Here is a 12,242-nt window from a genome sequence, read left to right on the forward strand (position 1 = left end):
GCCGCACCAACGCCCGCCGCGGCTCCCTCCGAGGTCCTGTCCTGGGGCTTGGGTGCCGACAGCACCGTTATGGTGACACTTCACTGCTGTCGCAGAGGTCCCTAGCCAACGCCAGCTTCGCTGTGTTTGGCGTGTTCAGATCCCGGAGGATCTCAACCTTGCTCATGTACAAGACGTCACCGGTGAGAGCGCTCGGCGCACCTGGGCTCGGCGGTGACGAAGCCCAGGTGCTGCGTCGTGCCGGTGTAGGCGACGGGCTGCCGTTCCTACTCGGCCCCGACGGCTCGTACGACCTGGAGTTGAACCGGTTCGTGCGCGAGTTGGACGGGTGGGGTGTGCGCTCGGAACACACGAGAGAGGCGTACGCGCGTGATCTGATGTTGTTCGGCCGCTTCCTCCACGAGCACCGTGGTGGACGGTCCATCTGGGACGCCGGCCAGGACGATCTGCGCGCCTACAAGCGGGCGCGGCGGCGGACCAAGGGCTTCACGGTGTCCGCGTCGACCTGGAACAGGTTCATCGCGGCGCTAGACAAGTGGGTCAAGTGGGCGATACACGAGGAGCTGATCGAGGCCCAGCCGTTCCGCATGGTGGAGAAGACGGTGTTGACGCCCCGCGGGCTGGTACGGGTGCTGTTCAATGCCGAGCGCGAGGTCGAGGACAGCGCCGGGCCGGTGCGGTTCCTGGCCTACGAGGACTACCTGGTGTGGCGGGACGTCGGGTTGCGTGGCCAACTACCCGACGGCTCGCCGGACCCGAGTTGGCGCGGTCGGCACGGCGAGCGCAACGCGGTGTTCGCCGACCTGTTGGTCTGCACCGGGATGCGGCTGAGAGAGGCGTCGAGCCTCCTGGTCACCGAGGTACCGCCGCTGGCGCAGCGGCGGCTGACCGGAGACCTGAACCCGCCCGCGACGATCACCAAGCGCAGCCGGCCGAGGACGGTTTTCGTGTCGCGCCGCGTGCTGCGCGACCTGCACCACTACGTCGACATCGAACGCGACGAACTGGTCGAGCGCCGCCGGGCGGCCGGGGCTTACGGGTGTACGGACGCCTGGATGGGAGTTCGCTCCGCCGGCAAGACTGCGCTGACGCTCGTCGAGGATGGCCGCTCGCGGCCGTACTCGCGGGTGACGATCGAGGAACGGCAGCGACTGTGCCGGGTCGGCGACGACGGTCCGGGTGGTCCGTTGTGGCTGTGGCTCGGTGAGGACGGCTTGCCGCTGTCGCGGTCGACGTGGCAGGCGGTGTTTCGGCGAGCCAACGAACGGTGCGCCCGGTTCGGCCTGGACCTGGTGGTCCATCCGCACGCCCTGCGTCACACATTCGCCGTGCACATGCTCGGGCTGCTGCTGCGCCAGACCGTCCGCGCGTTGCGCATGGAGCCCGGCGAGACCCTTATGAGCCAGCAGGTGAAACGGCTGCTGGTCGGCGACCCGCTGCGCAAGTTGCAGCTACTGCTCGGCCATCGCCAGCGCGAGACGGTCTTCGTCTACCTCGACGTCCTGGACGAGGCGCAGGAGATCGTGCTGTCCGCGCTGCGCGAATGGGATGAACAAGCCGAAGCGCTGAGCAGGGTCCGGCTTGAGGATGGTGCTGCCGCGTGAACCGCACCGAGGGTGCCGGCTCCGGTCGCCGTGGCCGCTGGGCGGCTTTCCCGACCGAGGAGCAGATGCCCGCGCAACCCGCTCCTGTCCCGGACATCGGTCCGCTGGTGCTCCGGCTGCACCTGGATGGCGCCGACCGCACGTTCGACATGTCCGCGTGGCCATGCCCGCGGTTGACCCGCCAGCTTGCCGCGACGCTGCGCACGGTGGCCGCCGACGGACCCGAATCGAGTTACCAGGCGTTCAAGGTGAACCTGTTCTCGGTGCGGAAGTTCGTGCGGTTCATCACTGGAGCCGAACCGCAGAACGCCACCGAGGTCGAGTTCAGTGACCTGGAGGCCGAGCACATCGACGCGTTCGAGCAGGCGCTGATCGCCGAGTACGGACCGGACAGTGACCAGCCGCGCATCAGCATCGGTGTGGTGGTCCGGCTGCTCCGCGTGGCGTTCGACGCCAGCCCCACGACGTTCGATCCCGACCTGGCTATCCGGCTGAGGTTCCTCGGACGGGAAACCCGTGCCCGTCAGACGAGACCCTTGGATGCCTACCCGCAGAACGTGTTCGAGGCGATCAGGAACGCCGCGCTGGCGGATGTCCGCGCGATCGCGCGCCGAATACAGGATGGCGAAGCCCGAGCCGCGACGAGCCAGGACCCGAACGTCGGCGGTTGGGATGTGATCGAGAACGTGCTGTGGCACATCGCCCGTCACGGGCCTGTCACGATGCAGTTCCTGCGGCCCCTGGTCGGCAAGAGGCTGGGCAACGGGCGCCCGCTCAACGCGGCGCTCATCCTCACTCGGGAGGACAACGTCGTGTTCCTGATCCTGCTGATCTGCATGACCGGGCTTGAGCCGGAGTGCGCCAAGCGGTTGCAGGCCGACTGCTTGACCAACCCGGCCCGCGGGTTCGTGAGTGTCAACTATGTCAAGCGGCGCGCGCACGGTCGCCGGATCTCTAAGTCCATGCGGGTCAGCGATGGCGGTGCCCTGCACCATCCCGGCGGTCTGATCCGACTGGCGCTGCGGCTCACCGCGCGAGCCCGCGAGTTTAGTGGCAGCACCGATTTGTGGGTCGACTACGGAGACAAGGGCCTGCGGGACTCCTTCCCGCTCGGCGGGCAGGGTCCTTGGGGTCACGTGGACAACTGGCAGAAACGACACGGCATCGACCAGATGACCGACGCTGACGGAACGCCGGTGCGGCTGGATCTGCGGCGGCTGCGCAAGACCTACAAGTCCCAGCAATACCTCAAAGCCACCGGCGTGCTCGCCGACTTCACCCAGGGCCACACCGCCGACGTCGCCGCAAACCACTACGCAAACATCCCCGCCCACGACGAGCTGCACGACCAAGCCGTGGAGAACGGCCTGCGCGAAGCGCTGGACGTCGCGCTGCCGCCGCCGGTGGTACTCGACGAGGACGGCACCAGCCTCGATGCCGGAGAAGGGGACCTGCCACCCGAGCAGGTGCAGGCGCTGCTGTCGCGCGAGAGCGACGTGTTCCTGGCCTCCTGCCGCGACTTCTACGACTCGCCTTTCGGGGCGAAGGGCAAGCCGTGCCCGGTGTCGTTGTGGGGCTGCCTGGAGTGCCCGAACGCGGTGTTCACCACCCGGCACCTGCCGCAGGTTCTGACCTTCCTGGACTTCATCGAGCGCCAGCGGGAGGAGTACCCCGTCAGCGAGTGGAACGTGCGCTACGGCCTGGCGTGGGACCGGATCGTGCGCGGCATCCGGGCCAAGTTCCGAGACGAGCAGATCACCACCGCCCAGACGATCGCCGAAAGCGGTGGGGCACGGTTGCTGCTGCCGCCCGAGTTCTGGGAGGCCGTCGCGTGACCCGCGCCCCCGCACCGCGCCCGTCCGCCGCGCCGGAGCCATCGGCCGATCCCTGGGTGCTGCCCGAGTCCTTGACCACCGAGACAACTGGCCGCGGCCCCCGGTTCAGCGACGACATCTGGGATTTCCGACCGTTCGCGCCCCGCAGCAACGGCTACCTCCGGCTGGACTTCACCGAGCTGCCCGACGAGATCGCGATGCTCACGGCCAAGGAGTTCATCTACTCCCGCATCCACCGCGTGGTCCCGCTGTCCTACGGATCGCGGACCGCCCGACCGATGAAAATCACCAACACCTACAAGGACTTCATCATCGTGCGTCAACTGTTTACCGAGCTCGGCAAGCAGGGCGTGACGCGCTTGGCGCAGGCCCGCCAATCCCACCTGGACGCGACCGCACGCGTCTGGCGTGAGACCTGTGTGCCAAACACGCTGGCTGTCCGGATCGGCGTCATCCAGCACCTGGAGGCGCACAGCCCGTACCTGACCGCGGACCGCCTCACCGTCGTGCCCTGGAAGGGCCGCCCGGCCACCCAGGTCGCCGGGCGGCGACCGGACGAGGAGAACAGCACCCCGCGCATCCCCGAGCCGATCATGGCTCCACTGCTGCGCGCCGCCCTGTTCTACGTCCAGACCGCCAGCCGGGACCTCCTGGCCGCCCAGCGGGAAATCGCCGACCTGGAGCAGGCCCGAGCAGGCGGCCGGTGCCGGCATGGCGAGGCTGTCACCAAGATCGAGGCGTTCCTGGACCGCCGCCGTCAGGAGGGGCGAGGTGTTCCCGCACTGCCGCTGTACTGCCTGGCCCAGCGCCCGACCGCGCCGGTTGTCGACGGCGTCGTGCAAGCCCCGAACGCCGCTCTCGTCGCCCTGATGAGCGGAACCAACAGCTTCCAGGGGCATCCGACACGGCTGATGGAGCAGATCGGCGCCGAGATCGGCTACGAAGAGGGTGGTCTGGACACGCCGATCTCGACGTGGCCGGACACCGGGCGACCCTGGCGAGGGCGGCTGAATCACCGCAGCCTGCATGACGAACTGCACCACCTGCGCACCGCCTGCTGGGTGCTGGTGGCTTACTTGTCAGGACTTCGGGACATGGAAGTCCTGGAGCTGGCGCGGGACTGCGCTGTCACCACCACCACCGCCGTTGACGGCCGGACCCGCTACAAGCTGCGCGGCCGGGTCTTCAAGGGCCGCAAGCTCACCGGTGACGAGGCCGAGTGGGTCGTGCTCGACGCCGTTCACGAGGCGATCGACGTCCTGCTGCAGATCAACGACGACCCCACGCATCTGTTCGGTTACCGGCTCTGGCCCGCCAGCAAGCCACGGCTGGCGAACAAGCTCACCGAGCGCCTCGGTGGTTTCCGGGACCACGTCAACGAGCTGTTCGGTACCCAATCGTCCGACGGGGTGGCCGAACCGTTCGTCCCCGCCGACGGGGAACAGCAGTGGGTGTTCACCACCCGGCAGTTCCGGCGGAGTCTGGCCTGGCATATCGCACACCAGCCCTTCGGTGTGGTCGCCGGTGCCCGGCAGTACCACCACGCCAAGGTGACCATGTTCGAGGGCTATGCCGGGACCTCAGCCTCTGGGTTCGCCGCCGAGGTCGCCGCCGAGGAGGCGGTCGCCATGCTCGACTACGTGGAGGATCTTTACCGGGATTGGAACACCGGCGCCCAGTCCGGCGGTGGGGCGGCCGAGCGGATCAACGCCGAGTTCCAGCGCATTCGGCGCGAGCTGGGTGATCTCCCCGGCGTCGTGTCCGACGAGCTGCGGCTGCGGACGATGCTTCGGCATCTCACCAAGACGCTGCATCCCGGCGTGCTCAACGACTGCTTCTTCAACGCGGCGACCGCGGTCTGTGTCAAGCGAGCCAAGGTCGTCGGGCAGCCCGTTCCGCAGCACAACATGTGCCTGCGCTGTCCGAACGCCCGACGGTCCACAGTGCACCGGCCCCGGCTGGCCGCCGCCCGCAATCAGGCCCTGGATCTCCAGGCGTCCTGCGAGAAAGCCGGTCCGGTCCCGAAACTCCAGCAGGTCGCGCTCACCGGCTACATCACCGAGCTCGACCAGCTCATCGGTGATCTCGACAGCGAGGAGGCGCAGGCGTGACCCGCGTCGCTACCCAAGTCCGCCTGGAGCAGGCGCTGACCCGGCTGCTCGCCGGTCAGCCGACTGTGACCGACGGCGAGCTGACGGTCTCCAACCTGTGCCGGGAAGCCGGTGTGGGCCGCGACTCGTTCTACCGCTCGCCTCCGGAGTTCAAGGACGCCGTTGTTGCGGCACAAGCGAATCGAGAAGCCCAGCAACCTGAACTCGTCGCGCTGCGCGAGGAGATCACCGCCCTCAAGCGGGAACGCAAACAGACCGCCAGCGACCACGCCGCCACCGTGCGGGAACTGGAGGAGACGATCAGGGTCTACGCCAACCAGATCCAGGTCCTCGCCCTGCGCAACTCGGAGTTGGAGGACCAGATCCGACATCTGGCGCACCACGATCCCGACGTGATCTCGCTTCACACCCGGAGGTGACCCCCGTCCACCGACGCTGTGACACCGAGAGCGGCCGGGCGGTTTCTAGATGGCGAGCTGTTCGAGGGCGGCGAGGTACGCCTCGGTGTAGGTCGGGAATTGGGCGACGCCGTCGAGCAGGGTGTCGATGGAGATCTGGGCGCGGATGGCGAGGGCGGCGGTGTGGATCCATTCCCCGGCTTGGGGTGCGATGGCCCAGGCCCCGATGAGCGTCCGCTGGGTGCGGTCGGCGATGAGACCGAGGGTGCCGTCGGGGTCGGTTTCGTAAGTCCAGGGTCGCGCGATCGAGTCGGCGAGGTCGAGTTCGGTGGTGGCGATGTCGAGGCCACGCTGGCGGGCTTGGTCGGTGGTCAGGCCGACAGCGGCGATCTCGGGTTGGGCGAACACGACGCGGGGGATGCCGCTGTAGGTGGTTTGGCGGGGTGTGCCGAGGATGTTGTCGGCCACGACCCGTCCTTGGTACATGGCGACGTGGGTGAACAGCGCGACCCCGGTGACGTCGCCGAGCGCCCAGAGGCCGGCGGTGACGCGGCAGTGCTCGTCGACCTCCAGCGCGCCGCGCGGGTCCGGTGTGACCCCGACAGTCTCCAGGCCGAGCCCGTGGGTGCGGGGGCGGCGTCCGGTGCCGAGCACGACGACGTCGGTGCGCACGGTGGTGCCGTCGTCGAGGTCGATCACCGTATCGGCGCCGTCGCGGCGCGCGGCGGTGGCCTGCCGGCCGAGACGGACGTCGATGCCGTCGGCGCGCAGGTGGGTGGCGACGATGTCCCCGACACGGGGGTCTTCCCGGTCCAGCAGCCGGTCGCCGCGCTGGATCAGGGTGACCCGAGCGCCCATGCGAGCGAGGAATTGGCCGAGTTCGATCCCGACGGCGCTGCCGCCGATCATCACGATCCGCTCGGGGATCTCGCGCAGGGTGGTAGCTTCCCGGTTGGTCCATACGCTGACCTCGTCCAGGCCCTCGATGGGTGGGTGGATCGCGTCGGAGCCGGTGGCGATCACCACGTGCTCGGCGGTGAGTTCCCGGCCACCGGCCCGTACCCGCCACGGGTCCCGGCCCACCAGGGCTGCGGTGGCCTTGATAACCGTGACGCCCTGCTTCTCGTATCCGGTGACCTGCTCTGTGTCGTCGAGGTGGCGGATCATGTAGTCGCGGTAGTCTCGCAGTGCCGCCCAGTTCTGCGCCGGAGTGGACAGGCCGGCCGCGTGGGCGGCTTCGGCGCGGGCCTCGGGTGGGCGCAGCAAGGTTTTGGACGGGATACACGCCCAGTAGGCGCACTCCCCGCCGATCAGTTCCTGCTCGATCAACGCGACCCGCCGTCCGCCCGCGTGCAGGCGCGAGGCGGCGGTCTCGCCGCCCGGTCCGGCGCCGATCACGATTACATCGAAGTCCGTACTCACAGTGGCTGTCCCTTCTCGGTGATGGCGGTTCGGGCGGCGCAGGTGGGCGTCAGCAGCACCCGCCGGGCTCGGGCTCCTCGGATTGAGCGGCGTCCAGCTGCCGGCCGAGTTGATAAGCGTCGGCGACTGGGAGGACCGATCCGCCGGGGTGCTCAGCGAGCCAGGGCGCCGCGGCGTCGGCGTCGGCGAAGAAGTGCACGTGGTTGCAGAAGGAAGCCCGTACGGAGACCAAGTCGTCAGGCGTGACGATGGAGACCATCGCGGTCTGGGGCTCGACATCCCTGACTCGGTCGGGCTCGACGGTGAGCCGTATCGGGGCACCGGTGCTGTGGCAGGGGGATTCAACCTGGGCGGATTGGCCGAGGGTGGCGGGGAAGATGAGGGTGTCCAGGGCACACCAGGTGTAGAGCTGGTGGCCGTCGACGGTGAAACGGTGCGGGGTCGGGCGCAGCGTGATGCCGTAGCCGACGATCCGTCCGGCGTCGTCGTATTCGGTGTCGCGCAGTCGGCCCACCGCCTGCGCAACCTCGTCACCGGCGCGGCCGGTGGCGGCCGCGAGGTCGGCAATCGTGAGGGGTTCGCCGCGGGCCAGTTGCCGCAACAGCGGCTGCCATAGCCATCCGGCCGGGCTGTCCTGGCGGGAGAAGACACTATCCATAGTGGACACCACGGTGTCCAGGTCATTCGTCATCGGGATTGTCCTTCCGAGAGCAGGGTTTCAGGAGGCGCAGCAGGAGAGTTTGGACACGTCGCGGGTGAAGGTTTGGGCGGCGAGTTTGATGCCCTCCGCCATCGTCAGATAGGGGCACCACAGGTCGGCCATCTCGTGCACCGTCATCTGGTTTGCCAGCGCATAGACAGCGGTGGCGATGACGTCCCCGGCGCCCGCGGCGAGCACGTGCGCGCCGAGCAGCCGCCCGGAGCCTTGTTCGGCGACGAGCTTGATCGCGCCGCGGGTGTCGCGGTTGACCAGCGCCCGCGGCACGTACTCCAGCGGCAGCACCCGGCACTTACAGGCGTAGCCCTGCTCCACCGCTTGGACGTCGGTCAGCCCGGCGGAGGCGAGACTGGGCGTGGTGAAGGTGACCGCGGGCAGGTGATGGTAGTCCAGGGTGCGCCCGGCGTCGCCGAAGGCGTTGTCGACCACGACGCTGCCATGGGCCCCGGCGACGTAGACGTACTGCGGGTGCCCGGTGACGTCCCCGGCCGCCCAGACGCGCGGGTTGTCGGTGCGCAGATACTCGTCGACGACCACCTCCCCGCGATGCCCGGTCTTCACGCCCACCGCGTCGAGATTGAGCCCGGCGGTGACCGGGTTCCGCCCAGTCGCGAGCAGCAGCCGCTGCCCAGTCACCCGCTGCCCACCGGCGGTGACGACGACGCCCGAACCATCGGCCTCAACCTCAGTGGCGCGCTCGGCGATCACGGCGATGCCGTCGTCAGCGAACACCCCGGCCAGCAGGCCGGCGAGTTCCGGTTCGGTGTGCGGGGCGAATCGGCCCACGATGCTCACTCGGACGCCGAGGTGGGCGAACAGTTGCGCCTGCTCCAGCCCGACGTAGCCGCCGCCGACGACGACCAACGACTCGGGCAGTTCGGTCTGCTCCATCGCGGTGGTCGAGGTCAGGTAGTCCACCCGGTCGGCTCCGTCGAGGCCGTCGGTACGCGGGGTGGAGCCGGTGGCGATCAGGTAGTGCTCGGCCTCGACCCGGACGTGGCCGCCGTCATGCAGGTTCACCTCCAGCGCCGGTCCCTCGATGAACCGGGCCTCGCCGGGCAGGATCTCCCACCCGTACTCGGCGGCCAGGTCGACGTACTTCTCCGCCCGCAACCCTGCCACCAGCGTGTCCTTGCCACCGATCAGCGCGGCGGCGTCCACCGGGCCCGCGCTGGTGGAAATCCCCGGAAAGTGCTGGTCCAGCGCCACATGGCGGGCCTCGGCCGCGGCCAGCAGTGCCTTCGACGGCACACAGCCGACGTTGACGCACGTCCCGCCAACGGTGCCGCGCTCGATCATCACCACGCTCTTGCCCTTGCCGCGGGCCGCGATCGCCGCCGCGAACGCACCCCCACCCGAACCGATCACCGCCAAGTCGTACCGCACCAGCGATCTCCTCCCACTGACATATTCGTCTTCCCGGATGCATAGATGCTAACCTAAGATTCGTACATCCGGATACGACAGACACTCGATGTGAGGACGGCGACCGTGGCCGACGCTTCCGAACGCAGCAGCACGCTGCTGCCCACCGAGCCGAACGGGGTGGAGATGATGGCGAAATTCTTCCGCGCCCTCGGCGACCCCGCCCGGCTGCGGCTGCTGGAGTTCCTGCTGCACGAGGAACACGCCGTGGGCGAATGCGTCACGCACATCGGCCTGTCCCAGGGCCGGGTGTCCAGTCACTTGGCCTGCCTGTCCGACTGCGGCTACGTGCAGCTGCGCCGCCAAGGCCGCTTCGCCTACTACCGGGTCACCGACCCCCGCGTCGCGGAACTGGTGCTGCTGGCGCGCTCGCTGGCCGCGGACAACGCCGCCGCCCTCGCCGCGTGCATGCGCATCACCGCCCCGAACGCCTGACCAGCCGAGGAGACCGCCTCCATGTCGACCAACCCCGGCTCCGAGAGCAAGCGCACCGCGCTCGCCGCCGCCGGTTTCCTCCTGGTCCCCATCGTGTGTTGCGGCCTGCCGGTGCTGATCGCCGCCGGAGCCCTTGGCGCGGTGGGCTCGGTACTGGGCAACCCCTGGGTCATCGGCACCGCCGTCGTGGTGGTCCTCGCCGCGGTGACGCGGTTCGCGCGCCGGCGCGTCACCCGACACGGCGCCACCCGAGACAACTCGTGCTGCCCGCCCGTGCCACCCGCCCGCGACCAGCCCGATCGGCCACACGAGTCCTCCCACCCCAACCAGGAGTCCTGACCCATGCCTGACGCACCCGCCCCGACCGGACCTGCCGCGCCGCGCTCTCGTCGACGACTCGTCACGATCGCGCTGACCGTTATCGCCGTCGTCGGGATCTCCGTCGTGCTGTATTCGGCGTTTTCCCCGTCGAGCAAGCAGACCGCGTCCCCACCCGCTGCCGACGGCAGCGCAAAGGCCGGGACCACTGCCGCTGCGGGAGCGTTCACCGCCCGAACCCTGCAGGGCGTGCAGGTCGCGGTGCCCGGCTCGCGGCCCAGCGTGCTGTTCTTCTTCTCCGTCGGGTGCGGCGGTTGCGGTCCGGCCACCCACACCCTCGCCCAGGTCCAGCAGGCGGTCGGCACGAAGGCGAACTTCGTCGCCGTCGACATCGGCCCCGGCGAAACCGAGCAGGACATCACAGACTTCCTCACCGCCAACCAGGCCACCAGCCTTGCCTACGCCAGCGACAGCAACGCCACCCTGATCAGCGCCTACCAGGTCACTCAGCTGTCCACCGCCGTCGTGCTGGACGCCTCCGGCAAACCGGTGTTCCGCGCTGTCGAGCCCACCGCCGATCAGATCCGTGCCGAACTGGCCAAGGTGAGCGCGTGATCGGCCCGCTGTTGGCGCTCGCCTTCGGCGCCGGGATGCTCGCCCCGGTCAACCCCTGCGGCTTCGCCGTACTGCCCGCCTTCCTCGCCTACGCCGTCGACACCGGCGACGGCCAGGCGGACGCGCGGCCCGGCGCTTTGTCCCGGCTGGCCGGTGGCCTGCGCGCCGGGCTCGCGCTGACCGCCGGGTTCGCCGGCACCTTCACCGCCATCGGACTACTACTGGCCCTCGGCTTGCGTTCCCTGACCGGTGTCATCCCGTGGCTGGCCGCCGCGCTCGGCGCGATCCTGGCCGTGGGCGGCCTGGCCATGGTCGCCGGCGGACACCTGCCGCTGCGGCTACCCACCCGCCGTTCCGGCACCCCGCGGCAGGGGCCCAGAGGCATGGTGGCCTTCGGCGCCGGGTACGCACTGGCCTCCGCCTCCTGCACGCTCGCGGTGCTGCTCGCGGTCGTCACCCAAGCCCTGGCCAGCACCAACATCTCCGGCGTCCTGGTCGTATTCGCCGCCTACGCCGCCGGCTCCGCCACCCTGCTGCTGTCCCTCGCGCTATTCGCCGCATTCGCCAGCGGCCTGATCAACCGGTTCCTCCGACGGCTGCTGCCCCACATGAACCGCATCACCGGCGCCGTGCTTGCCCTTTCCGGCGGCTACCTACTCCTTTACTGGCTGCCACAACTACTCGGCGGGCACCCCGGCATCGGCGCACTCACCGGCGTCGTCGGCACCGTGTCAGCCTGGATCACCGGACACCAACTTGCGATCGCCATCACCGCACTCGGCCTCATCCTCGTCACCGCGATCGCCACCCTCACCCGCCGCGAACGCCGCCACACCACCACCGACACCGCCGACGACTGCTGCGCACCCAGGCCACAGCCCGAAGAAAATGCGGACCAGGTAGGAGGACCCGGCAGCAGGTGACCTGCCTGCCGGGATCCAACTGGCACGCGGGCCTCTACGATGCGAGCCCGAGGCGGCCGGATTGTCCCCATGGGAGTCCGGCAGGCGGCAAAGCCTTGCTGTAGAAGCAAACCACCACAGTCGACGACGCAGGGCTGCGGACTCTGCATGCCTCCATCTTCACGGAGAATTGCGCAAGCATCGCCCCGCACCACGCCGCCGGTTGCTGAACCGTCGGCATCCGCGAACGCATCGCCCAGCGGGGCGGCGTCTGGCACAACACAGTCTTTTATCGAACGCCGCTCAGCCGTCCGATGATCGGTCGGCCCAGTCTGACCTGAGTTAGGACATTACCGGTTGGTAACTTGGCGCGCGTGGGTTTGACCTGCGGGTTCTCTGGGTGGGGTTCGGTGCTGGGGGTACTAGGCGAGTAGTTTTGGGCCGTGGCGTACGTGCGGA

The 12,242-nt window shown here is 69.1% G+C and carries 11 protein-coding genes; 8 read left to right on the forward strand and 3 right to left on the reverse strand.

Annotation, left to right across the window (positions count from 1 at the left end; all coding sequences use genetic code 11):
- Nucleotides 1–164 precede the first annotated feature (164 nt).
- Genes HPC46_RS29035 through HPC46_RS29050 form a run of 4 tightly spaced genes read left to right on the forward strand, consistent with a single transcriptional unit; the run spans nucleotide 165 to nucleotide 5,969 of the window.
- Nucleotides 165–1,604, forward strand: a complete 1,440-nt coding sequence (locus tag HPC46_RS29035) for a tyrosine-type recombinase/integrase (RefSeq protein WP_179475588.1) — start codon at nucleotides 165–167, stop codon at nucleotides 1,602–1,604.
- Nucleotides 1,601–3,439 (forward strand): hypothetical protein, encoded by a 1,839-nt coding sequence (locus HPC46_RS29040; RefSeq protein WP_325096822.1) that lies wholly within the window; start codon nucleotides 1,601–1,603, stop codon nucleotides 3,437–3,439. Before HPC46_RS29035 ends, HPC46_RS29040 begins: the two co-directional genes overlap by 4 nt.
- Nucleotides 3,436–5,550, forward strand: coding sequence for a hypothetical protein (locus HPC46_RS35630; RefSeq protein ID WP_014805451.1), 2,115 nt, complete (start codon nucleotides 3,436–3,438; stop codon nucleotides 5,548–5,550). The genes HPC46_RS29040 and HPC46_RS35630 overlap by 4 nt, the downstream gene beginning before the upstream one ends.
- Nucleotides 5,547–5,969: a hypothetical protein gene (locus HPC46_RS29050; protein WP_014805450.1), complete on the forward strand. Its 423-nt coding sequence runs from the start codon at nucleotides 5,547–5,549 to the stop codon at nucleotides 5,967–5,969. The genes HPC46_RS35630 and HPC46_RS29050 overlap by 4 nt, the downstream gene beginning before the upstream one ends.
- A 45-nt stretch (nucleotides 5,970–6,014) precedes the next feature.
- On the opposite strand, the gene HPC46_RS29055 is transcribed toward HPC46_RS29050, so the two are convergent.
- From HPC46_RS29055 to merA, 3 genes are read right to left on the reverse strand one after another with little or no spacing between them, the layout of a single operon-like run.
- Entirely contained in the window at nucleotides 6,015–7,370 is a 1,356-nt protein-coding gene (locus tag HPC46_RS29055) for a dihydrolipoyl dehydrogenase family protein (protein WP_014805449.1), read from the reverse strand.
- 49 nt (nucleotides 7,371–7,419) lie between these two features.
- A complete protein-coding gene (gene merB / locus HPC46_RS29060) occupies nucleotides 7,420–8,061 on the reverse strand; it encodes an organomercurial lyase MerB (RefSeq protein ID WP_014805448.1) in 642 nt (213 codons plus the stop codon).
- 27 nt (nucleotides 8,062–8,088) lie between these two features.
- Nucleotides 8,089–9,474 (reverse strand): mercury(II) reductase, encoded by a 1,386-nt coding sequence (gene merA, locus HPC46_RS29065; protein ID WP_014805447.1) that lies wholly within the window; start codon nucleotides 9,472–9,474, stop codon nucleotides 8,089–8,091.
- Nucleotides 9,475–9,639: 165 nt separating this feature from the next.
- Between merA and HPC46_RS29070 the strand changes: the two genes are divergently transcribed.
- The 4 genes from HPC46_RS29070 to HPC46_RS29085 are packed head-to-tail and all read left to right on the forward strand — an operon-like array spanning nucleotide 9,640 to nucleotide 11,804.
- Nucleotides 9,640–9,948 (forward strand): ArsR/SmtB family transcription factor, encoded by a 309-nt coding sequence (locus HPC46_RS29070; protein WP_079633045.1) that lies wholly within the window; start codon nucleotides 9,640–9,642, stop codon nucleotides 9,946–9,948.
- Between the two features lie 21 nt (nucleotides 9,949–9,969).
- Nucleotides 9,970–10,287, forward strand: coding sequence for a mercuric ion transporter MerT (locus HPC46_RS29075; protein ID WP_014805445.1), 318 nt, complete (start codon nucleotides 9,970–9,972; stop codon nucleotides 10,285–10,287).
- Between the two features lie 3 nt (nucleotides 10,288–10,290).
- Nucleotides 10,291–10,881 carry a TlpA family protein disulfide reductase gene (locus tag HPC46_RS29080; protein WP_014805444.1) on the forward strand — a complete coding sequence of 197 codons (591 nt, stop codon included), beginning with the start codon at nucleotides 10,291–10,293 and terminating at the stop codon, nucleotides 10,879–10,881.
- Nucleotides 10,878–11,804, forward strand: a complete 927-nt coding sequence (locus HPC46_RS29085; RefSeq protein ID WP_014805443.1) for a cytochrome c biogenesis CcdA family protein — start codon at nucleotides 10,878–10,880, stop codon at nucleotides 11,802–11,804. The genes HPC46_RS29080 and HPC46_RS29085 overlap by 4 nt, the downstream gene beginning before the upstream one ends.
- The last annotated feature ends 438 nt before the right edge of the window (nucleotides 11,805–12,242 follow it).

The organism is Mycolicibacterium vinylchloridicum (assembly GCF_013404075.1).
GTDB lineage: Bacteria > Actinomycetota > Actinomycetes > Mycobacteriales > Mycobacteriaceae > Mycobacterium > Mycobacterium vinylchloridicum.